Origin of the sequence: Pseudomonas sp. CCI4.2, assembly GCF_034350045.1 — a bacterium.
Lineage (GTDB): Bacteria > Pseudomonadota > Gammaproteobacteria > Pseudomonadales > Pseudomonadaceae > Aquipseudomonas.
The window spans coordinates 4,322,889-4,345,272 of the sequence record NZ_CP133781.1 but is presented as its reverse complement, the minus strand read 5'-3'; the positions used below and the strand labels follow the sequence as shown (position 1 = coordinate 4,345,272).

General features: G+C 56.1%; 18 protein-coding genes. 3 read left to right on the top strand and 15 right to left on the bottom strand.

The window, feature by feature from the left end:
- Positions 1 to 6 precede the first annotated feature (6 nt).
- The 13 genes from RHM65_RS19685 to RHM65_RS19625 form a co-directional block, all read right to left on the bottom strand.
- A complete protein-coding gene (locus tag RHM65_RS19685) occupies positions 7 to 2,748 on the bottom strand; it encodes a molybdopterin-dependent oxidoreductase (protein WP_322169968.1) in 2,742 nt (913 codons plus the stop codon).
- Positions 2,748 to 3,065 (bottom strand): nitrite reductase small subunit NirD, encoded by a 318-nt coding sequence (gene nirD / locus RHM65_RS19680; RefSeq protein WP_322169971.1) that lies wholly within the window; start codon positions 3,063 to 3,065, stop codon positions 2,748 to 2,750. Before nirD ends, RHM65_RS19685 begins: the two co-directional genes overlap by 1 nt.
- The gene (nirB, locus tag RHM65_RS19675) at positions 3,062 to 5,506 is read right to left on the bottom strand and encodes a nitrite reductase large subunit NirB (protein WP_322169973.1); all 2,445 of its coding nucleotides are present in this window, start codon (positions 5,504 to 5,506) and stop codon (positions 3,062 to 3,064) included. Before nirB ends, nirD begins: the two co-directional genes overlap by 4 nt.
- 613 nt (positions 5,507 to 6,119) lie before the next feature.
- A complete protein-coding gene (locus RHM65_RS19670; RefSeq protein ID WP_322169976.1) occupies positions 6,120 to 6,506 on the bottom strand; it encodes a hypothetical protein in 387 nt (128 codons plus the stop codon).
- A gap of 242 nt (positions 6,507 to 6,748) precedes the next feature.
- Positions 6,749 to 7,135: a hypothetical protein gene (locus RHM65_RS19665; RefSeq protein WP_322169978.1), complete on the bottom strand. Its 387-nt coding sequence runs from the start codon at positions 7,133 to 7,135 to the stop codon at positions 6,749 to 6,751.
- 54 nt (positions 7,136 to 7,189) lie between these two features.
- Positions 7,190 to 7,576: a hypothetical protein gene (locus RHM65_RS19660; RefSeq protein WP_322169980.1), complete on the bottom strand. Its 387-nt coding sequence runs from the start codon at positions 7,574 to 7,576 to the stop codon at positions 7,190 to 7,192.
- Positions 7,577 to 7,708: 132 nt separating this feature from the next.
- Positions 7,709 to 8,095, bottom strand: a complete 387-nt coding sequence (locus RHM65_RS19655; RefSeq protein WP_322169983.1) for a hypothetical protein — start codon at positions 8,093 to 8,095, stop codon at positions 7,709 to 7,711.
- 452 nt (positions 8,096 to 8,547) lie between these two features.
- Positions 8,548 to 10,020, bottom strand: coding sequence for a hypothetical protein (locus tag RHM65_RS19650; protein ID WP_322169986.1), 1,473 nt, complete (start codon positions 10,018 to 10,020; stop codon positions 8,548 to 8,550).
- On the bottom strand, positions 10,017 to 10,502 hold the full coding sequence (locus RHM65_RS19645; protein WP_322167352.1) for an Hcp family type VI secretion system effector: 486 nt from the start codon (positions 10,500 to 10,502) through the stop codon (positions 10,017 to 10,019). Before RHM65_RS19645 ends, RHM65_RS19650 begins: the two co-directional genes overlap by 4 nt.
- A 185-nt stretch (positions 10,503 to 10,687) precedes the next feature.
- Positions 10,688 to 12,346 (bottom strand): bifunctional protein-serine/threonine kinase/phosphatase, encoded by a 1,659-nt coding sequence (locus tag RHM65_RS19640; RefSeq protein ID WP_322169990.1) that lies wholly within the window; start codon positions 12,344 to 12,346, stop codon positions 10,688 to 10,690.
- Positions 12,347 to 12,354: 8 nt separating this feature from the next.
- Positions 12,355 to 13,566 carry a nitrate/nitrite transporter gene (locus RHM65_RS19635; RefSeq protein ID WP_322169994.1) on the bottom strand — a complete coding sequence of 404 codons (1,212 nt, stop codon included), beginning with the start codon at positions 13,564 to 13,566 and terminating at the stop codon, positions 12,355 to 12,357.
- 366 nt (positions 13,567 to 13,932) lie between these two features.
- Positions 13,933 to 14,508: an ANTAR domain-containing response regulator gene (locus RHM65_RS19630; RefSeq protein ID WP_322169997.1), complete on the bottom strand. Its 576-nt coding sequence runs from the start codon at positions 14,506 to 14,508 to the stop codon at positions 13,933 to 13,935.
- Positions 14,509 to 14,522: 14 nt separating this feature from the next.
- Entirely contained in the window at positions 14,523 to 15,734 is a 1,212-nt protein-coding gene (locus RHM65_RS19625; RefSeq protein ID WP_322169999.1) for a CmpA/NrtA family ABC transporter substrate-binding protein, read from the bottom strand.
- A gap of 152 nt (positions 15,735 to 15,886) precedes the next feature.
- Here RHM65_RS19625 and RHM65_RS19620 point away from each other — a divergent pair, with 152 nt between their 5' ends.
- The gene (locus RHM65_RS19620) at positions 15,887 to 16,912 is read left to right on the top strand and encodes a quinone-dependent dihydroorotate dehydrogenase (RefSeq protein WP_322170003.1); all 1,026 of its coding nucleotides are present in this window, start codon (positions 15,887 to 15,889) and stop codon (positions 16,910 to 16,912) included.
- Positions 16,913 to 17,056: 144 nt separating this feature from the next.
- Here RHM65_RS19620 and rmf read toward each other — a convergent pair whose 3' ends face one another.
- Positions 17,057 to 17,272, bottom strand: a complete 216-nt coding sequence (gene rmf, locus RHM65_RS19615; protein WP_080290409.1) for a ribosome modulation factor — start codon at positions 17,270 to 17,272, stop codon at positions 17,057 to 17,059.
- A 601-nt stretch (positions 17,273 to 17,873) separates the two neighbouring features.
- On the opposite strand from rmf, the gene rlmKL reads away from it, so the two are divergent.
- Positions 17,874 to 20,150: a bifunctional 23S rRNA (guanine(2069)-N(7))-methyltransferase RlmK/23S rRNA (guanine(2445)-N(2))-methyltransferase RlmL gene (gene rlmKL, locus RHM65_RS19610; RefSeq protein WP_322170011.1), complete on the top strand. Its 2,277-nt coding sequence runs from the start codon at positions 17,874 to 17,876 to the stop codon at positions 20,148 to 20,150.
- Positions 20,151 to 20,218: 68 nt separating this feature from the next.
- On the opposite strand, the gene dacB is transcribed toward rlmKL, so the two are convergent.
- Positions 20,219 to 21,688 (bottom strand): D-alanyl-D-alanine carboxypeptidase/D-alanyl-D-alanine-endopeptidase, encoded by a 1,470-nt coding sequence (gene dacB, locus RHM65_RS19605; protein ID WP_322170015.1) that lies wholly within the window; start codon positions 21,686 to 21,688, stop codon positions 20,219 to 20,221.
- 321 nt (positions 21,689 to 22,009) lie between these two features.
- Between dacB and RHM65_RS19600 the strand changes: the two genes are divergently transcribed.
- A complete protein-coding gene (locus tag RHM65_RS19600) occupies positions 22,010 to 22,354 on the top strand; it encodes a YggL family protein (RefSeq protein ID WP_322170018.1) in 345 nt (114 codons plus the stop codon).
- Positions 22,355 to 22,384: the final 30 nt, after the last annotated feature.

Here is a 22,384-nt window from a genome sequence, read left to right as displayed (position 1 = left end):
TCACCCTCATTGATGGATCGCGACCGGCAGCGGTATGACCGCCAGCAGTCGTTTGATTTCCGGTACGCAGGAGCCGCATTGGCTACCGCATTTCAATTGTGTTTTCAGTTGAATCAGATCCAAGCCGCGACCGATACCCGCCACCACCGCGCTTTCGCTGACGTTCATGCAGTTGCACAGGATCTTGCTGCTGCGCGGCATGGCGGCGGCATTGCCGGGTGGGGTGCTGATGGGCGCCAATAGCCAGCGGCGTAATTGCTCGTCGGCGCGACCTTCGAGCCACAGGCTTTGCAGCCAATGCCGGGCGATGGTCTCTCCGGCGAGGCGAATCGCAATGATGCGACCGTGCTCGATGCGCACCCGCTTGCCGATGGAACGACGGGGATCGTCGTAAGACAGCACCGGCCCTTCATTCAGGCCGAGCAGTTGATCGATCTGCGTCAGCAAATGGTTGTCAGGCGCTTGGGCACTGGCAGCGCGGATCAGCAGCGCAGGGCGTTCACGGCCAGCCAAGCTGAGGCTGACATAAGCAAACGCCTCACACAGGGGTCTAAGCGCTTCTATCTTGGTTTGTACATCACCTTCCACCAGCGCAAACAGTTGCCACGGCAAACTTACGGCTTCGATGCGCACGCCGGTGTGTTTCAGTTCCGGTTGTTTCGACAGGGGGTCGAAGGCCGGTTGGGTCAGAATGTTCACGCCGCCCTTGAGGAAACGATCACCCCAGTGCATGGGCAAGAAGGCTTGACCGGGGCGGATGCTGTCATCGCTGCTGACGGGCACAATCAGGCTGCCGCGGCGGCTTTTCAGACTGACCAAATCCCCCACCTGCAGGCGATGGCGGCGCAATTCATCCGAGTGCAGGCTCAGCACGGCTTCGCTGACATGACCGAACAATTGCGCGGCGGTGCCAGTGCGGCTCATGCCATGCCATTGATCTCGCAGGCGACCGGTGTTCAGCGTGAGTGGAAAGCGCGCATCACGCAGCTCTTTGGCTGCACGGTAAGGTTCGGTAACGAACGTAGCGCGGCCGGAGTCAGTAGGGAAAACACCGTCCCCATACAATCGCGCGATACCCGTCTCGGCGCCCATTGGGAACGGCCATTGTTGCGGGCCTCGTTGCTCAAGCAGCCCGTAGCTAATGCCCGAGAGGTCCAGATCGCGTTCACGTGTCAGGTGCTTGAATTCATCGAACAGGGCTTGAGGCTCATCGAACGCAAACAAACTCGGTTCCCCCGGACGCAGGCGTTGTTCCAGTCGCTGAGCGAAATCGACCGTAATCGCCCAATCCGAACGGGCTTCACCAGGCGCGGCTATCGCTTTGCGTACGCGAGAAATGCGTCGTTCCGAATTGGTTACCGTGCCTTCTTTTTCACCCCAACTGGCGGCAGGTAATAACAGGTCGGCAAATTTGCAGGTTTCAGTGGTTCGATACGCTTCCTGTAACACCACAAACGGGCAGGTGGTCAGGGCTTCGCGGACTTTTTGCTGATCCGGCAATGATTGAGCGGGGTTGGTGCAGGCAATCCACAACGCTTTGATTTTGCCGCTTTGTAGTTCTTCAAACAGCTCGATGGCCGACAGACCCGGTGTTTCTGGCAAGGTATCGACGCCCCAGTAGGCCGCGACTTCTTCACGGTGCGTGGCGTTGCCCGCTTCGCGGTGGCCCGGCAACAGGTTCGACAGGCTGCCGGTTTCGCGTCCGCCCATGGCGTTGGGCTGGCCGGTCAATGAGAACGGTCCGGCGCCGGGTCGACCAATTTGGCCGGTGGCGAGGTGTAAATTGATCAGCGCGCTATTCTTCGCGCTGCCGGAGGTGGATTGGTTCAACCCCATGCACCACAGCGACAGAAAACTTGGCGCGGTGCCGATCCATTGCGCACAGGCGTGCAGTTGTTCCACCGGGATGCCGCAAATCTCCGAGACCATTTGCGGCGTGTAGTCGCGCACCAGGGTTTTCAGCTCGCCATAGCCTTGGGTGTGGGCATTGATGAAACTCCGATCGACCCAGTCTTCCCACAGCAGCAGGTGCAGGATGCCGTGAAACAGCGCGACGTCGGTGCCGGGTTGAATCGCCAGGTGCAAGTCGGCCAAGTCACAGGTGTCGGTGCGGCGCGGATCAACGACGATGATTTTCATCTCGGGCCGTAGGCTTTTTGCTTCTTCCAGTCGTCGAAACAGCACCGGGTGGGCGTAGGCCATATTGCTGCCGACGATCATCACGCAATCGCTGAGTTCGATGTCTTCGTAATTGCACGGGGGTGAGTCCGCGCCCAGGCTGCGCTTGTAGCCGACCACGGCGGAGGACATGCACAGCCGCGAATTACTGTCGATATTGTTGGTGCCAACCAGAGCCCGGGCCAACTTGTTGAACGCATAATAGTCTTCGGTCAGGAGTTGCCCTGATACATAGAACGCAACGCTGTCTGGGCCGTGCTCTCGAATGGTCTCGGCGAAGACATTAGCCGCATGTTCCAGTGCGGTGTCCCAATCGGTTGGGCTGCGCGCGAGGGTTTTGCCCAAGCGTAATTCCGGGTACAGCGCTCGGGCAGTCACGTCACCGGTGAGGTGCAGGCTCGCGCCCTTGCTGCATAATTTGCCGAAGTTGGCCGGGTGTTGCGGGTCACCGCTGACACCGAGAATGCGCTCGCCGTCGTGTTCAATCAGCACGCCGCAACCGACCCCGCAGTAGCAGCAGGTCGAGGCCGTGATCTGCGTGGTGGATTCAGTCGCAGCGGGCGGGCGCATCAGGCCGCTTCCTTCAGGGATAGCAGCACCCGGCCATTTTCGACACGGGCCAAGTGCTTGTGCGCGCAGCCGATGTCGGGGGCTTGCGCATCGCCGGTTTCCAGGTCGATTTGCCAGTTATGCAACGGGCAAGACACCCGCTTGCCGTAAATCAAACCTTGGGACAGCGGGCCACCTTTGTGCGGGCAGCGGTCGTCGAGGGCAAACACTTCGTCGTCGCTGGTGCGGAAGATGGCGATGTCGCCCTTGGGCCCTTCAACGATGCGCGAGCCCAGCGGGTTGATGTCTTCTAGGGCGCAGATATCTAGCCAGTTCATGCCAGCACCTCCACGGGAATACGTTCAAATTCTTTCTTCAGCAGCGGCTGAGAAATGCGTTCCTTCCAAGGGTCCTGTTCGAACGACAGCGAGAACTGCAAGCGCGCGTTCAGCGCCTGGCGTTTATCGGCGTCTTCCAACACGGCTTTCTTGATGTAGTCCATGCCGACGCGTTGCAGGAAATGCACGGTGCGTTCCAGGTAAAACGCTTCTTCGCGGTACAGCTGCAGGAACGCGCCGTTGTATTCACGGACTTCTTCGGCGGTCTTCAATTTGACAAAAAACTCCGCGACTTCGGTTTTGATCCCGCCGTTGCCGCCGATGTACATCTCCCAGCCAGAATCGACACCGATAATTCCGACGTCTTTGATGCCGGCTTCCGAACAGTTGCGTGGGCAACCGGACACAGCCAGCTTGACCTTGTGCGGCGACCACATGTTGAACAGGTCGTGCTCCAGCTCGATGCCCAGTTGCGTCGAATTTTGCGTACCGAAACGGCAGAACTCGCTGCCGACGCAGGTTTTCACTGTGCGGATCGACTTGCCATACGCATGGCCGGATGGCATGTCGAGGTCTTTCCAGACGCCCGGCAAGTCTTCTTTCTTGATTCCCAACAAGTCGATGCGTTGACCGCCAGTGACCTTGACCATGGGCACGTTGTACTTGTCGGCGACGTCAGCAATTCGCCGCAGTTCGGAGGGATTGGTCACGCCGCCCCACATCCGTGGCACTACCGAGTAGGTGCCGTCTTTCTGGATGTTGGCGTGGGCGCGTTCGTTGATCAGGCGTGACTGCGGATCGTCTTTCGCTTCCCCCGGCCAGGTGGAAATCAAGTAGTAGTTCAGCGCCGGGCGGCAGGTGGCGCAGCCGTTTGGCGTGCGCCAGTTCATGTAGCTCATGGCGCTGGCAATGGTCAGCAAATGCTGGTCGCGAATTGCGGCGCGGATTAGGCCGTGGTTTAGATCGCTGCAACCGCAAATGGCTTTTTCGCTTTTCGGTTTGACATCCGCAGCGCCGCCGACGGTGTTGATCAGGATCTGTTCCACCAGGCCGGCGCAGGAACCGCAGGAGCTGGCGGCTTTGGTGTGTTTTTTCACATCGTCGACGCTGAACAGCCCGTGTTCCTGAATCGCTTTGACGATGGTGCCTTTGCACACGCCGTTGCAGCCGCAGACTTCAGCGGTATCTGCCATGCCCATTGCTTTGTCTTGGCCTTGGTGGCCAACGTCGCCCAAGGCGTTTTCACCGAACATCAAGTGATCGCGAATTTCATTGATCTGGGCGTTTTCGCGGATTTGCCGGAAATACCAACCGCCGTCTGCGGTGTCGCCGTACAAGCAGGCGCCGACCAGGACGTCATCCTTGATCACCAGCTTTTTATAGACCCGGCCAATGGGGTCAGAGAGGGTGATGGTTTCCGTGCCTTCGCCGCCCATGAAGTCGCCGGCGGAAAACAAGTCGACGCCAGTCACTTTTAATTTGGTTGATGTCACTGAGCCCTGATAACGAGCGAAGCCCAGTTGAGCCAAATGGTTCGCACAGACCTTGGCCTGTTCGAACAGTGGGGCGACCAGCCCGTAAGCGATGCCGCGATGGCTGGCGCATTCGCCAATGGCGTAGACCCGTGGGTCGTAGGTCTGCATCGTGTCACTGACCAGAATTCCTCGATTACATGGGATACCGGACTGTTCAGCTAGTTCGGTGGCGGGGCGGATGCCGGCTGCCATGACCACCAGGTCAGCCGGGATCACGTCGCCGTTCTTGAACCGCACGGACTTCACACGGCCGTTGCCATCATCGAGCAAAGCTTGGGTTGATTCTTTCAGACGGAACGACAAACCGCGTGTTTCCAATTCGGTTTGCAGCATTTGGCCAGAGATTTTGTCCAGCTGGCGCTCCATCAGCCATTCGCCGATGTGGACCACGGTCACGTCCATCCCGCGCAACCTCAGACCGTTGGCCGCTTCAAGCCCCAGCAGCCCGCCGCCGATCACCACTGCGTAGGTGTGGGTTTTGGCGGTGTTGATCATGGTTTGGGTGTCGGCGATGTCGCGGTAACCAATCACGCCCTGCAGGGTGTTGCCCGGAATCGGCAAAATGAACGGTACCGAGCCAGTGGCGATCAGCAGCCGGTCGTAATGCGCTTCGGTACCATCGTCGGCGATTACCAAGCGTTTGGTCCGGTCGATCTTCACGGCTTTGCGGTTGAGCAGCAGGTGGATGTTGTTGTCCAGGTACCAGCTCAGGTCGTTAAGCACGATGTCGTCGAAATTCTGCTCACCGGCCAAGACTGGCGACAGCAGGATACGGTTGTAATTAGGGTGTGGCTCGGCGCCGAATACCGTGATGTCGTACAGATCAGGGCTGAGTTTGATCAGCTCTTCAAGGGTGCGGACACCCGCCATACCGTTACCAATCATCACCAGCTTGAGTCGTTTCATGTGGCCTCCGAGAAACCGCTAAGGGTGAGCTCGACAAAATTCGCGCAAACAAAAAAAGGCGTCCCGCCATTACTGGCGAGGACACCTTTGTCCGGTCCCGTTCTCTCGGGAAGTGCAGCCTTCGACGTTGAAAGCTGCAACGATGTAATTACTTACTGGAACCTATGCAGCGGTTGTGCCAAGTCGGGTTGTCCCGTGTTTATTGGGCGGGGTGAAGGGTTTGTTGTCGGGTTTTGCACCCTTTTAAAGCCCGTTGCGCGTTACTGGTGCGGAGCGGGGGGATTTCTGTATCAAATGCCGCACACCCATTGAATTAGCCGCAATTAGATAGTAGGAGCGGGCTTGCTCGCGATGGAGCGCGAAGCGGTCCCGATGGCCAACCCGGCTCCAACTGAAAAAATAGAATGGCCGGTTTTACGACTGCTGCGCAGCCGATCGCGGGCAAGCGCGCTCCTACAGCCCGGTGTTTGCTGCGCGACAGCGCGGCTGTCGGAGACGTAATGGCCCCTCTTATCAAACAAAAATACCTCCAAAATCAATCAAGCCGACATAGATGATATCCTCCTCGATATCTAAACTCATTTTCCAGCCTCCAAACCCATGACAAAAAGCGCTAGACAAGGCCAACTTTTATTACCAAAAAAAGCCCAAGCATTACTAATATCAGCGCCCAATTAACCCATAACATAACAATTAGTTTGCGCTTCAAGTCCGCAGGAAAATTCTTCAGATCCTCGGCACTAACGACTCCCTTCCGGAGAGCTATGCCAGGAATGACCATCAGCCCCATTATTAACCCGAAGACATGAAGCCGCCCCCAGAGACCCGTATGTATCAAAAACACGCGCATCATAACCATTTGACTATTCTTCATATGCCCCAGCATCAGGTCCATCTTGGCGTAGGCGAGATACGACGCTATTCCGAGCCAGATGAAAATACCTCCAAAATTTACTAGACCGACACAAAGGAAAATTTTGTCAGCGGTACTCATACTCATTTACTGACCTCGTAAATCACTTCGTTTAGCCGTGCCCACCCAATCACCATGATTTATGTACTTGAAGGCTTCGGACACTGCGGCTAAGTGAGTGGCATAGCCAGTGTTCATGTCGTGTGCACCGCCCCGGCCCCTGTTATCAAACAAAAACACCTCCAAAATCAATCAAGCTGACATAAAGAATAATCTCCTCCTCGATATCTAAACTTATTTTCCAGCCTCAAAATCCATGACAAAAAGCGCTAGACAATACCAATTTTTATTAACACAAAAAGCCCGAATATTACCGATAACAGCCCCCAGCCGACCCACAGCATTACCGCCAGTTTGTGTTTCAAGGGGACAGGGAAATTTTTTAAATCCTCGGTGCTAACAGCTCCTTTTCGGACAAAAACACCAGGCATCACCATAAGTCCCATTATTAACCCAAAGACATGCATCCGCCCCCAAGGACCAGAATGTATCAAAAATGCACGAATCATAACTGCGGAACTGTTTTTAAAGTGCCCTAGCATCAGGTCCATTTTGGTATAGGCGATATACAGCGCTATAGTGATCCAAATTAAAATACCTCCAAAATTTATTAGACCTACACAAAGGAAAATTTTGTCAGCGGTACTCACACTCATTTACTGACCCCCTAAATCACTTCGTTTATCGCTTTGACGTGGCCTCCCACAACGCTAGCCACGACCAAACTTGGCATACGCTCCAAATCCAAACATAACCAATAGCAGCCCCCAACCAGCCCACTGCATAACAATCAGCTGGCGCTTCAGATTGGGGGGGAAATTCTTCAGATCCTCGGCGCTAACCGCCCCCCTCCGAAGAGCCATACCAGGCGTGACCATCATTCCCATTATTAACCCAAAGACATAAAGCCGTCCCCAGAGACCTGTGTGTATCAAAAACACGCGAATCATAACTATTGAACTATTCCTCATATGACCCAGCATCAGGTCCATTTTGGTGTAGGCGAGATACGACGCTATCCCGAGCCAAATAAAAATACCTCCAAAATTTACTAGACCGACACAAAGGATAATTTTCTCCTCAATATTCAAACTCATTTTATAGCCTTGCAAATCGTTTCGCGTGCTATTTCTCCATCTTCCCCCCCAGAAACCCTCCGGCGAAAGATCCTCCCTCTCCCACAAAACCGCACACAAGCATTCCTATCCAGCGCTACAGCGCCACAGATACTAGACAAGGCCAACTTTTATTACCAAAAAAAGCCCAAGCATTACTAACAAAAGCCCGCCATTCGCCCAAAACAACATAGTCAACTTCCGTTTTATATCATCAGGAAAGTTATTTAAATCCTCAGCACTTGCTCCCCCGTCACGAAGAAAAATTTTGGGGGTAACCATCAGCCCCGTTATTACTGCCAGTACATGCATACGCCCCCAAGGACCTGTATTTATCAGAAAAGCGCGGATCTTAATAGCGGGGCAATTACTCAAATGGGCAAGCATCAAATCCATCTTGGTATAGGCCAGACGAAGACCAAAGCCATAACAAACGAAAATACCTGCAAAGTCGACCAGAGTGACACCGAGGAAAATTTTGTCAGCAGTACCCAGGCTCATCCTGACCTCGTAAATAACTTCGCTTATCGCTTAAATGCGGTTGACGAGGGCGAGTAACTACCCATTAAGCTAGCCACGGCCAAACTTGGCGTATATGGCAAGTCCATACATAACCAATAGCAGCCCCCAACCAACCCATTGCATAACAATCAGTTTGCGCCTCAGATCGGCAGGAAAAGTGTTCAGGTCCTCGGTACTAACGATTCCCTTCCGAAGAGCGATACCAGGCATGACCATCAGCCACATTATTAACCCAAAGACATGGAGCCGTCCCCACAGACCCGCGTGTATCAAAAACCTGCGTATCATCACTATGGGACTATTCTTCATGTGATCCAACATCAAATCCATTTTGGTATATGCGAGATACGACGCTATTCCGAGCCATATGAAAAGACCTCCAAAATCGATCAGGCCAACACAGAGGAAGATTTTGTCGACGACACTCACGCTCATTTACTGACCTCGTAAATCACTTCGCCTATCGCTTCACCAGCCATCCCGCCACCATAACCGGAAGCGAAAGACACTCCTCCCGCTACAACAAGACCACATACAAGTGTTCCCACCCCAACCGTTGGTACCCAGAGAGCAGCGCATATAGCGCCAGCTCCCGCACTGCCTAAAAGCGCGCCGGCGGCAATACCGCCCGCAACCCCTCCTGCGAACCCTCCGGTTTCGGTATATTTCACCTTCTCACACGCCTCAGCATCCCCCGCCCGGCACACATCCTGCACTTTCATATAAGAAGCCCCGCCGCCAATAGCAGTGCCCACCCAGCCACCATAATTTATGTACTTGGAGGCCTTGGACACTGCGGCTAAGTGGGTGGCGTATCCAGGGTTCATGTCGTGTGCACCGGCCCGGCCCCAGCGATGCACCAAGCTGCGGCTGGAAATTCCCAAGGCGGTTCTCAGTTTCGGGTGGTCGGGGTAGTCGATGGTATGTTTGGTCAGTTTGGTGAGGTGGGTGTCGAGTTGAGCAAACAGTTGTTTGCGTTCGGCAAAGAACTCGGGGGATCGCAGGTGCCCGTGTTGGTTGAAGGTGCGCTTGTGCAGGTCTTCAATGGCTTTCAGGATTTGTCCTACCGTGTCTATGTTGTCTTTGTAAACCGCCGCGGCCATGCTGGTCCCAATAGAGCCGTACTTGATGAAAGACTCGATTTCATCACGGTGGAGAACCATGAAGTCGGCTTCTTCCGGGCTAAGATCCTCCAATACCTTGTTCACCACGCGTGCCGTTGCCATCAGCCGCGCTTCTTCCTCGGTGCATCGCCCATTATCGGGATCGCTGAGCACAATCATTTGCCCGGCTTTTATCTGATCCAACCCAGGGTTCAGGATCCTGAACTTGGCAATGACCCTAGAATTGGCTGAGGTGAACAATTGTGCTTCCAGTCGTTCAACCGTGGTGCTTCTGGGAACGATGTAGAACCCTGGGTCATGCAGTTCGATGGGTTCCGGCTGCAGCTCTGGAGGGAAAAGCTGGTAACGCTCATATATTGACGTCGGAACCGGCAGGTGGAGGGTGGCCAGGGTCTTTTCATTGGTCACCTTAAGGTGTTGAGCAAAGACATAACGCAGTAAGCGTTCGGGATCAGGTCGCATCGCCGGTTGGGTGAGCCGTGGCACTGGAATGCGTTTGACGCTGTTGCTTATGGCACGTTGGCGATCACGCGCCAACGCCTGCGATTGACTCGCAAGGCTGCGGTGCTCTTTCAATATGGCGTCGATGCCCTGCGTGGGGGTTTTACGACCGAGTTCAACGTCATCAATAATACGTTTGGCGTAATAGGACACTTCCCGAATAAACAACACGCGCCCATGACCTTGATCAAGGTGTCGGGCGCTGACACTAAGGGCTTGTCCTTGCAGTTGCCCTGCTGCTTGGTGGACATCCCAGATATCATCACTGCTGGCGCTCATCGTGGCTCACCCCAAAAGCCATAGCCGCTGGTGGCCGCTCTGAGGTTAGTGTAATTAATCTCACGGAAACGAAAAGCAACGTGTTCTCGCATTTCACCGTCAGATTGAAAGATCACATCAGGCATGTCCTGTGTCAGGTCGACAATGAGTCCACCCTTGATCGATATCGAATAAAACTTCTCCTGCGTACCCGAGGGCGTTGTTTGATAAAAATCAAACGTGCAGTCCAACTCTTCTCTTCGGGTCAGTGCTTGCTCTAATAAGGGAGACGATTTATCAATGTATTTGGAGATGATAATGGGGCCATGGGTCGAGCTGTTGTTATTCTCAAAATTGGCCAGGTTTCGAGTATAAGAAAGCATCATTATTTCGTCGGTATGCGCTGACTGGTATTTGTTGCCGATCGACTCTTTACTGGAGCAGCCTGCCGAAATCAATCCTTGAGCCTTGCCGGTAATTGTTACGTATCCAGGGTTAGCCATAACTACCTCTCCTTTTTGATGGAGGGTAGTTTATTGGAAAGTTTCCCCGGCAGGCTGTAGGACGTTTCTGAAAATCGCACGATGAAAAATAAAAAAGAGTGATGTCACTTGTTTGCTCGAACCCTGTTGCGCAACTTTCGTTACTGCGTTGCGCAACTTATTGCGCAAGTTAATCCCTCAGGGGATCACCTATGCAACATCATCACAATCACCACCAAATTCACCAACAAAGACACCAACGCCACGGTCCGCCAGACCTTGAGCGGTTCTCGCTCCAGCAGCGGGCGGGGTCGGGTGTTGGCTGGGTTTAGCTCGGCCTTCTCCAGGTTTATTAACCATTCCTCGGCGGTTTCATAGCGCTGGGCGGGGTCAGGTTGCAGCGCTTTGCTCAGGCAGTGTTCCAGCCAGTCGGGCACGTCCGGGCGGTAGCGGCTGGCCGGCACGGCGTTGCCGAAGCGCGGGTGTTGGAACGCTTCGATTTCGCCGTAGGGGTAATGCCCGGTGAGCAAGAAGTACAAGGTCACGCCGACGCTGTACAAATCCTGTTGCGCGCTGGGAGGGGTGCCGGTAAACGCCTCGGGCGCAATAAAGCTCGGCGTGCCCGGCAGGTCGTTGGCAGTGTCCGCCGACAACCCCGGACAAAAAGCCAGGCCAAAATCCAGCACCCGCAGGTCGCCATTGTCATCAAGCAGCAGGTTCTCCGGCTTGATGTCGCGGTGAAAGATGTTGCGCCGATGCAGCAAGCCCACGGCACGTAACAGGTGGGTCGCAACGTCTTGCCACTGAGCCAGCGGCAGCGGGCCACTTGCACTGAACAGCTCGGCCAAGGTCTGGCCAGAATATTCACGCATCAGGTAATACAGGTGCTGACGTTCGCTGGCGGGATGAATTTCCGGAAAATACCGCCCCGCGACCCGACGTAAAAACCATTCTTCCAGCAACAGGCTTTGCCCGGCATTGGCCTCGGCGTGACGGCTGGCGGGCAAGGTTTTCAGTAGCCAGGGTTGCTGCTGACGATCACGCACCCGATACAGCAACGACTGGCGCGATTGCGCGAGCAGCGTTTCCACCTGCCAACCTTCGAACGCTTGGCCCGTTTTGAGCGCAGGGGGCAGCGGCCATTGTTGCAACTGGACCAGGGTGTCGCCGAGGTTGTCTTCGCCCACTCCATCGACCTGAATCAGCAGCGCGCTGGCGTTGTCCTGACTGCCCGCCAGGTGCGCGGCGGCGACCAAGGTATTGACCGCGCTTTGGAGGTCATCTTGTTCGCGAAGAATCGAGGTGATGGTCGCATCACCCAAGGTCGCCCACACGCCGTCGCTCAGTAGCAACCAGCGTTCGCCCTCGTGCAATTCGCCGTCGAGGTAGTCCATGACCAAATGCTGATCGAGCCCCAGAGCACGCTTGAGCACGTGCCGCATCTCTGGTTGTTCCCAAACGTGGTCTTCGCTGACCCGTTGCAGCTCGCCGGCGTGCCAGCGGTAGGCTCGGCAATCGCCGACGTGGGCGAGGGTGAAGCGGCGTCCGCGCAGTACAAGGGCGCTTAAGGTGGTGAGCAAGCCGTTGGCCTGCAGCCAGCGATTTTGCGCCAGCAGCAAGCGGTCCAGCGACTGCGCAACACCCCAGGTTTCCGGTGTTGCGTAGTAATCCAGCGCCAATGCCTGCAAGGTTGAGCGCGCCGCTAATCCACCGTCGACGCATTGACTGACACCATCGGCCAGCGCGAACAAGTAACCCTTGCTCGCGGCCAGCGCCGGCATCGGTGTCACCTGCCGACTCGCGTCTTGATTCTCGGCACGCGGCCCGTTGGCGCTGAAATGGGCAAAACTCAGTTGCAGGCTCATTGAGCGGTTTATACCCGAGCAGCGGTCACAGCGGCCGAACCCCAAGTGGTTCTCCAGCGGCGTTTGACGTTATGCAGACCGAACCAGGCCAAGACACCCAAGCTGGCAAACAACCACAAGCCCATTTGGTAGCCGCCGGTATTCTGTTTGATTGCACCCAGGCCGGCTGCCAGTAGAAAACCACCGACGCCGCCGGCCATGCCGATCAGGCCAGTCATGACACCGATCTCTTGACGAAAACGCTGAGGAACCAGTTGGAACACTGCACCGTTACCAGCACCGAGGCCGAGCATGGCGGACACGAACAGTGCCAGTGCTGCCCAGGAACTCGGCAGGTTGAAACCGACAGCGGCGATGCAGATTGCAGCCACGCCGTACATGCCCGATAAGGTCCGAATCCCGCCAAAGCGATCCGCCAGAGCACCACCGAGTGGACGCATCATGCTGCCACCGAACACACAGGCTGCTGTGTAATAACCCGCCGTTACAGGGCTCAGGTGGTATTGGTCGTTAAAGTAGCCGGGCAGGGCGCTGGCCAAGCCAATGAAGCCGCCGAAGGTCACGGCGTAGAAGAACATAAACCACCAGGTGTCACGGTCACCCAAAGCTTTTGAGTAGTCGGCCATGGATTTGGGTTTTGCCCGCTGCGGTGAGTTGCGCGCCATCAAGCTGAAGGCGATCAGCACCAGTACCAGTGGTATCAATGCGAATCCAAACACGTTGGTCCAGCCGAACGCCATGGCCAATGCCGGAGCGATCAATGCGGCGAACACGGTGCCGGAGTTGCCCGCACCGGCGATGCCCATTGCCTTGCCTTGATGCTCTGGCGGATACCATTGCGAGGCCAGCGGCAGGGCGACGGAGAACGAAGCGCCGGCCATGCCGAGGAATACGCCGAGCAACAGCGCTTGCTCATAGCTGTGGATGCCAAGCTGCCAAGCCGTTAGCAAGGCGCCGATCACGATCACTTGACCCACAATCCCGGCGGTCTTTGGCGACAGTTTGTCAGCCAGCAGGCCCATCAATACACGCAGAAAAGCGCCGGCCAGAATCGGCGTTGCAACCATTAAGCCGCGTTGTTGAGTGGTCAAGTGCAGGTCAGCGGAGATTTGCACCGACATTGGGCCGAGCAGGTACCAGACCATGAAGCTCAGGTCGAAATACAGAAAGGCTGCGAACAGCGTCGGTCGGTGACCGGCTTTCCAGAAGCTTGCATTCATAGAACACCTCATCCGCATTTAAAGAATCGTGGCCGGTGGGCCAAAACGCAAAAAACGCCGCAACCCGATTCGCCTGAGCGAGAAGAGTATGCGACGTCTTTGTCGTGAAAGGGGTAACCGCCTTTGGCTACCGGTGCAAGAGTAGTAGCAAGTTGCGAGCCATAAGCTTCAAGCTTGACTCACTTTGCAACCCTGTAGGAGCGAGCTTGCTCGCGATCGACTGCGCAGCGGCCGTAAATCATGCAGTACATTTTTAACGATAAACACTGGGTTTCGCATTTTTTCGGACCGCTTCGCGCTCCATCGCGAGCAAGCCCGCTCCTACAGAAAATGTAGGGATTTCAAAAGGTTAAATAGAACTTACGCCTACCCCAACAACTCACTCATGGCGATGATCTGCTCGGCTACTTGAATCAGCTTTTGCTGGCGGCTCATGGCTTGGCGGCGCATCAGGGTGTAGGCCTCTTCTTCTTTGCAATTTTTCATTTTCATCAGCAGGCCTTTGGCCAATTCGATGCGTTTACGCTCGGCCAGTTGCTGATCGCGTGCCTGTAATTGGGCACGAAGTTCCTGGTCGCTCTCAAAACGGGCCATGGCCACGTCCAGAATCGGTTGCAGGCGCTGAGCGTGAATGCCTTCGACAATGTAGGCGCTGACCCCAGACTTGATCGCTTGGCGCATGACCAACGGGTCGTGCTCGTCGGTGAACATCACGATGGGCCTGGGCTGATCGCGGCTGACCAGCACCACTTGTTCCATTACGTCGCGGCCGGGGGATTCGGTGTCGATCAGAATCACGTCAGGGCGAACCGCTTCGACCCGTGCCGGCAGGTCGATAATCAGCCCGGACTCATCAATGACATCAAAACCGGCTTCTACGAGAGCGGCCTTGAGGCGACCGACCTTCTTGAATGTGTCGTTTATCAGCAGGATACGCAGCATATTCGCAGGTTCCTTCAACGAGGAACGCGGGTGAGGGCAGTATCGACCAGAGCATGCAGTTTAAAACTGTGTGCATAGGCCTGCGGGTCGCTACCATCCCAGATTTTGCCATCGATCAGTTGGCTGCTGCGCATGGCTGACGCAGGCACGGTAACGCCCACCGCTTTGGCGGCCTGGCCATAGAGTTCCAATTGATGCACCTGAGCGGCGATGGCCAGGTAATCCGGGTCGTCACGCAGAAGACCCCAGCGGCGCAATTGCGTCATGAACCACATGCCGTCCGACAAGTAAGGCATGTTCACTTCGCCCGCCCCGTGAAAGCGCACGGCGTGTTGATCGTGCCAATGGTGACCGAGGCCGTCGCCATAGTTGCCCATCAAGCGTGGTTCGATACATTCCACCGGCGTATCGAGGTAGTCACTGCCGCTGAGCAATTGCGCGGTACTGCGGCGATTTTCGTCGTTTTGCTCAATGAACTTACTGGCTTCGAGCACCGCCATCACCAACGCGCGGGCGGTATTCGGATTTTGTTGGACGAACTCCCGGGTGCAACCGAGGACTTTTTCCGGGTGATCCGGCCAGATGGCCTGAGTGGTCGCCAAGGTAAATCCGACACCCTGATTAACCGCGCTGGCGCCCCACGGCTCACCGACGCAAAAGCCGTCAATACGCCCGGCTTGCAAATGCGCGACCATTTGCGACGGAGGAACGACCACGCTGTCGACGTCGTTCAACGGATGGATGCCCTGACTCGCCAGCCAGTAATACAGCCACATCGCGTGGTTGCCGGTGGGGAAGGTTTGGGCGAAGGTCAGTTTTGAGCGGCTTTGGTGCACGCGGTCGTCCAGCGCGTCAGGACTGACCACGTGGGCGTCTTGCAACGCTTTCGACAGGTTGATGCTTTGCCCGTTTTGATTCAGGCCCATCAGTACCGCCATATCGACTTGGCCGGTGCCACTGATTCCGAGCTGCACGGCATAGATCAGTCCATACAGGCTGTGGGCCGCGTCCAGTTCACCGTTGACCAATTTGTCACGCAGATTGGACCACGATGATTGACGTTTAAGGTTCATCGTCAGCCCATAGGGCTGACCGAAACCTTGGGTGGCGGCGACCACCAGCGGGGCACAATCGGTCAAGGCCATGAAGCCTAGATCGATAACATTCTTTTCCGGTGCATCGCTGCCTGCGACCCAATCCAGAGCGTTGTTGGGTGATTTATTCATAGCGCGTCTCTTTATTCATACGCGTCCCATAGCAATGCGTATGCCACACCCGGCGCGAGCGTCTGCAAAGATTACAGCATGTCTCGCCTCCAATGCCGGGTCCGTCTATAATCGCGTCCCTGAATTCAGCCGCTCACGAGCCACGCCCGCCCATGTATAACCTGGCCCGCCAGTTATTGTTCAAACTTTCCCCGGAAACCTCCCATGACCTGTCGCTGGATCTCATCGGCGCGGGCGGGCGTTTGGGGCTCAATGGCTTGTTGAGCAAGGCGCCTGCGCAGTTGCCGGTCACAGTGATGGGCCTTAACTTCCCGAATCCGGTGGGGTTGGCGGCGGGGCTGGACAAAAATGGCGCGGCCATCGACGGCTTTGCGCAGTTGGGTTTCGGCTTTGTTGAAGTCGGTACCGTGACCCCACGTCCACAGCCGGGTAATCCGAAACCACGGATTTTTCGGTTGCCCCAAGCTGAGGCGATCATTAACCGCATGGGCTTTAACAACCTGGGCGTCGATCACCTGATCACTCGCGTCAAGGCGGCTCGGTACAGCGGCATCCTTGGAATCAACATCGGCAAGAACTTCGACACACCGGTTGAGCGCGCCGTGGACGATTACTTGATCTGCCTGGATAAGGTCTACGAGCACGCGAGTTATGTGACGGTTAATGTCAGCTCGCCTAATACCCCCGGTTTGCGCAGCTTGCAGTTCGGGGACTCGCTCAAGCAACTGCTCGAAGCGCTGCGCATGCGTCAAGAAGACCTCACTGTGAAATACGGCCGTCGCGTGCCGTTGGCGATCAAGATCGCGCCGGACATGACCGACGAAGAAACCGTGTTGGTGGCCGCTGCGTTGATTGACTCGGGCATGGACGCGGTGATCGCCACCAACACCACTCTTAGCCGCGAGGGTGTCCAAGGTTTGCCCCACGCCGACGAGGCCGGTGGTCTGTCGGGCGCGCCGGTTCGCGAAAAAAGTACCCATACGGTCAAGGTGCTGGCGGGAGAACTGGCGGGGCGCTTGCCAATCATTGCGGCGGGCGGAATCACTGAAGGCAGGCACGCGGCGGAAAAAATCGCGGCCGGTGCAAGTCTGGTGCAGATTTATTCGGGCTTCATCTATAAAGGGCCAGCGCTGATCGGGCAGTCGGTTGACGCTATTGCTGCAATGAGTCGCCACTGATCCAGCGTCGCGACGTCAAAACCCGGATAAAAAAAGGGGCTCCTTGAGAAGGAACCCCTGGGCGCTAGCCCGCCGCCCGGATAGGGCGTGCATGTTTAGTCAGGTGTGCAACTTTTTAAAAAAGCCTGGTCGGAATATGCCTGGTTAGCCGACCGCGTGAAGTTCGTTGAGTCTGTGGATGCCCGCAGTGCCGGTCATACCGTCCCAGTTGTCGCCGCGTCCTTCTCGCCAGCCATTGATCCAGGCTTGGCGTACTGACGGTAGAGTAAAAGGGCAAAGCTCACGGGATTTGCCATGAACACCAAATTGATATCCGCGTAAAAATGCTCTTTCCAACGGATCACGCTTAAGTCTTCTCATAGGGTATTGCCCTCGTTTGTTGACTGTTATGTCCCTGGAGACCTCATGTCGAGGTCGGGCAGAATCTTCTGCCGTGAGTACCCGCTGCCGGCGTCGCGGGCTTAGTGTCGTTGCCATTGCGGCGACAACCTGAGTTGAGTTCTAACCAATGCGCCGGACGCTGTGAATGATCGTTTTGTCATAACAACGTAACGAAAAGGGTGTTAGAGCCATAAGCAACCCACGCGTTTGGCGCAATGTTTTTTCCACAGCCCCGCTGAACCGAGGCTTTGATTGAGAATGGAAGTCGTTTTCGGGGTTAAAAGATGGCGGATTGACGTCAACCTTTAATCGACGAAGGGTCACGGAATGTGACTTATTGTTGCAACGTTTGTGCTCGCGCCGAGTCTGCGGTCCGAATTTATTCGGGAAGCGGGCTAGGGGGTTTATCTGATATACAGCATCGCTGCCTTGCAAATGAATGCGCTCCCAAAGGGATCGTTCAAGGTGGAACGGCACAATGTGTGTGCCACGCAGGCGTTCTCCAAGAAAGGCGCCTGTTTAAAATCTGGTTGGGCAATGCGTTGCCTCACCGCTACTCGCCTAGGGCGTTGGATTATCCATGTCGGACCGTTTTGAACTCTTCCTCACCTGTCCCAAAGGCCTTGAGGGCCTACTCGCTGAAGAAGCGACCGGGCTTGGCCTTGAGGAAACCCGCGAACATACCTCAGCCATTCGCGGCCTCGCAGACATGGAGACCGCCTACCGGCTATGCCTCTGGTCGCGCTTGGCTAACCGAGTGTTGCTGGTTATCAAGCGTTTTCCCATGAAAGACGCCGAGGACCTGTATCACGGGGTCCTGGACGTTGAGTGGGAGGATCACTTGGACGCCGAAGGCAGTCTCGCGGTGGAGTTCAGCGGTAACGGTTCGGGCATCGACAACACCCACTTTGGTGCGTTGAAGGTCAAGGACGCGATTGTCGACAAACTGCGCACGCCGTCAGGCCTGCGTCCTTCGGTGGACAAGCTCAACCCTGATCTTCGCGTTCACCTGCGCCTTGATCGCGGGGAAGCTATTTTGTCGCTTGATCTGTCCGGGCACAGCCTGCACCAGCGCGGTTATCGTTTGCAGCAAGGTGCTGCTCCGCTGAAAGAAAACCTTGCCGCTGCAATTCTAGTGCGAGCTGGCTGGCCGCGTATCGCCGCTCAAGGCGGCGCGTTGACTGACCCCATGTGCGGCGTTGGTACCTTCCTGGTAGAAGGCGCCATGATGGCGGCGGATATCGCGCCCAACCTCAAGCGCGAGCGTTGGGGCTTTTCGGCCTGGCTTGGGCACATTCCTGCCATTTGGAAAAAGCTACACGACGAAGCGCAGGAACGGGCCGACATCGGCCTGGCCAAGCCACCGTTGTGGATCCGTGGTTACGAAGCCGATCCGCGTCTGATCCAACCTGCGCGCAATAATATTGACCGCGCGGGTTTGAGTGATTGGATCAAGGTTTATCAAGGCGAAGTGGCGACCTTTGAGCCGCGTCCTGACCAGAACCAAAAAGGCTTGGTGATCTGTAACCCTCCTTACGGCGAGCGTTTGGGCGATGAAGCCAGTCTGCTTTATCTCTACCAGAACCTTGGCGAGCGTTTGCGACAAGCGTGTCTGAACTGGGAAGCGGCGGTGTTTACCGGTGCGCCGGACCTGGGCAAGCGCATGGGCATCCGCAGTCACAAGCAATACGCGTTCTGGAACGGCGCATTGCCGTGCAAATTATTGCTGATCAAAGTAGTGCCAGATCAATTCGTCACCGGCGAGCGCCGTACGGCTGAACAGCGGCAAGTCGAGCGCGATCAGGTTGAAGCTGATGCCAACGAATCCACCGAAGTCGAAGCGCCGGGCAAGTACGAGAAATACAACAAGAACGGCAATCCGATCAAAACGCCCGAGCCAGTCGTTGAGCACGCGCGCCTGAGCGAAGGCGGGCAGATGTTTGCCAACCGCTTGCAGAAAAACCTCAAATTGCTGGGCAAGTGGGTGCGCCGTGAAGGCATCGACTGCTACCGCGTCTACGACGCCGACATGCCGGAATACTCACTGGCTATCGACCTCTATCACGACTGGGTACACGTTCAGGAATACGCTGCGCCGAAGTCTATTGACCCGGAAAAAGCCTCGGCCCGATTGTTCGATGCGCTGGCAGCTATTCCTCAAGCGCTGAACATCGACAAGAGCCGCGTTGTCATTAAGCGTCGCGAGCGCCAGAGCGGCACCAAGCAGTACGAGCGTCAAAGCGCGCAAGGCCAATTCCGTGAAGTCAGCGAAGGTGGTGTCAAGTTGTTGGTTAACCTGACCGACTACCTGGACACCGGGCTGTTCCTCGATCACCGCCCAATGCGCATGCGGATTCAGCGAGAAGCGGCGGGGAAGCGTTTCCTCAACCTGTACAGCTACACCGGCACTGCCAGCGTGCACGCGGCCAAAGGCGGCGCACGGACCACCACCAGCGTGGACCTCTCGAAGACGTATCTGGATTGGGCGCGGCGCAACCTGTCGCTCAATGGTTTCTCGGATAAAAACCGTTTGGAGCAGGGCGATGTCATGGCCTGGCTGGACGCGAGCCGCGATGAATATGACCTTATCTTCATTGATCCACCGACGTTCTCCAACTCCAAGCGCATGGAAGGGATCTTCGACGTGCAACGAGATCAAGTGCAACTGCTTGATCTGGCGATGGCGCGCCTGGCACCCGGCGGCGTGTTGTATTTCTCGAATAACTTCCGCAAGTTTCAGCTCGATGAAAACTTGAGCGAACGGTACGCGATTGAAGAAATCACCGCCCAAACCGTCGACCCGGATTTTGCCCGTAACACCAAGATCCACCGGGCGTGGCGTATTACCGCGCGGTAAGCAATCGTCGCCCCAACACCTGGCTGGATGGGTCAGGTGTTGGCGCGGCCCGGTGTCTCAGCGGACCATCAAGGCCGTTGCAACGAGATTGAGGTATTGGCCAGCTTCGGTTGGCGATACAGATCAAGCAGTACGGTATCGAGCACGGATGCGGTACCGCCGACCTGCGACCCATTTAGAATCGCCACCACTGCCCACGTGTTGCCATTGCTGTCGCGGCTAAAGCCGGCAATCGCCCGCACGGTGTTCAGGGTGCCGGTTTTGATATGCGCCTCGCCGCGCATTTGCGTGGTTTTGAGACGTTTACGCATGGTGCCGTCAACCCCGACCAGTGGCAGGGAGCTTATGTACTCAGCGGCATACGGGCTCTGCCAGGCAGACTGGAGCATTTGTGCCATTTCTCTCGCGCTGACGCGTTCAGCCCGGGACAGACCTGAGCCGTTTTCCATGACCAAGTGCGTGGCGATAATGCCTTTCTTGGCCAGCCACTGGCGAATCACCCGTTGTGCAGCCTTGGCGTCGTCACCATCGGCATCGTTGCGAAACTTCGCACCCAAGCTCAGAAACAATTGCTGAGCCATGGTGTTGTTACTGAATTTATTGATGTCACGGATGATTTCCGCCAGATCCGGCGAATAGGCCTTGGCCAACAGTCGAGCGTTGCCAGGCACCACCTCTTCCCGGTCCTTGCCTAAAATGCTGCCGCCCAACTCTTGCCAAATCGCGCGCACTGCACCAGCGGTATAAGTCGGGTGATCCAGCAATGACAGATAGGTCTGAGAGCTGCAGCCCTGACCAAGTTGACCACTGATAATCACGCTGATGCTGCCGTCGACCTGAGGCGTCGGCGTGTAGCGCACATCGCCGGTACAGGCGTCGGAGGCCAGCGCCTTGACTTGGTTGTCGAGGTGGATGCTGGCAATTGGAGGCTCAACGGACACCATCACTTTGCCGGCGTCGTTGCGCGCGATAAAGCGCAGGGCCTTGAGGTTGACCATCAGCGCATCGGGCTTGACCAGGAACGGTTGATTTTCATCGTTGCCATCGTCGTTGAACACGGGCAATAGCGGCCGAATGAAATGGCTGCGGTCCAACACCAAGTCTCCCGTTACCTGCAGCACCCCGTTGGCGCGCAGATCGCGCAGCAGCAGCCAGAGTTTTTCCATATTCAGCTTGGGATCACCGCCGCCCTTAAGGTAGAGGTTGCCGTGCAGAACACCATTGCTGACAGTGCCGTCGGTGTAGAACTCGGTTTTCCATTGGTGGTTCGGGCCGAGCATTTCCAGCGCGGCATAGGTTGTCACCAGTTTCATGGTTGACGCCGGGTTGACCGAAACGTCCGCGTTATAGACCGTCGCAACGCCGGGGCCGGTGAGCGGTAAAATGACCAGGGAAAGCGCATCGTTTCGAAGTTTGGCGGCCTGCAGCGCCTGTTGAACCTTGGGCGGTAACGAGGTGTTGATCGGGGCGGCGGCGACGGACATAGCCAGAGGGAAGAAAAGACTGGCGAATAACAGGGGGCGTAAAGATTTGATCATTGGAAATAAAGCCCTACTGCTGAGAAGGGAAAAGTAGAGGGCATGGATGGATTCCCTCGTTGATCTTGACCGTTACCGAGATAAATACGGCCATTCAATAGGCTGCCCGGATCACCTGCATCTGAGCAGAATTGAGCGGCATTATGCCCCAAGCAAGGGTGACGTGTGCCGAGGAAACGCCGTCCAACGGGCAGTTTTTTGTCGATAAACAGCTAATATGGGTCTTAAGCGCGCTCCCGGACGAACATCCGGCACTGAGGCGGGCATTTAGTCGCCCAAGCTGGTAAAGTGCCGCCCGTTATTACTTATGAGGATTGTTCCATGGCCACTAACCGTTCCCAGCGTCTGCGCAAAAAACTCTGCGTTGATGAATTCCAAGAGGTTGGTTTTGAACTCAACCTGGACTTCAAACAAGACCTGGATGATGAGGCTATTGACGCCTTCCTCGATGCCTTCCTGACCGAAGCCATGGATGCCAATGATCTGAACTACGTTGGCGGCGAAGACTTTGGTCTGGTTTGCCTGAAGAAACGCGGCTCGGTTAACGCAGAGCAGCGCGCAGTAGTTGAAGGCTGGCTCAAAGGCCGCAGCGAATTGACAGAAGTGACTGTCAGCCCGTTGATCGACGTTTGGTACCCGGAAAAGCCGATCAATCCGGTTGCCTGATCCACGTTGATACAAAAAAAGCAGGCTCAA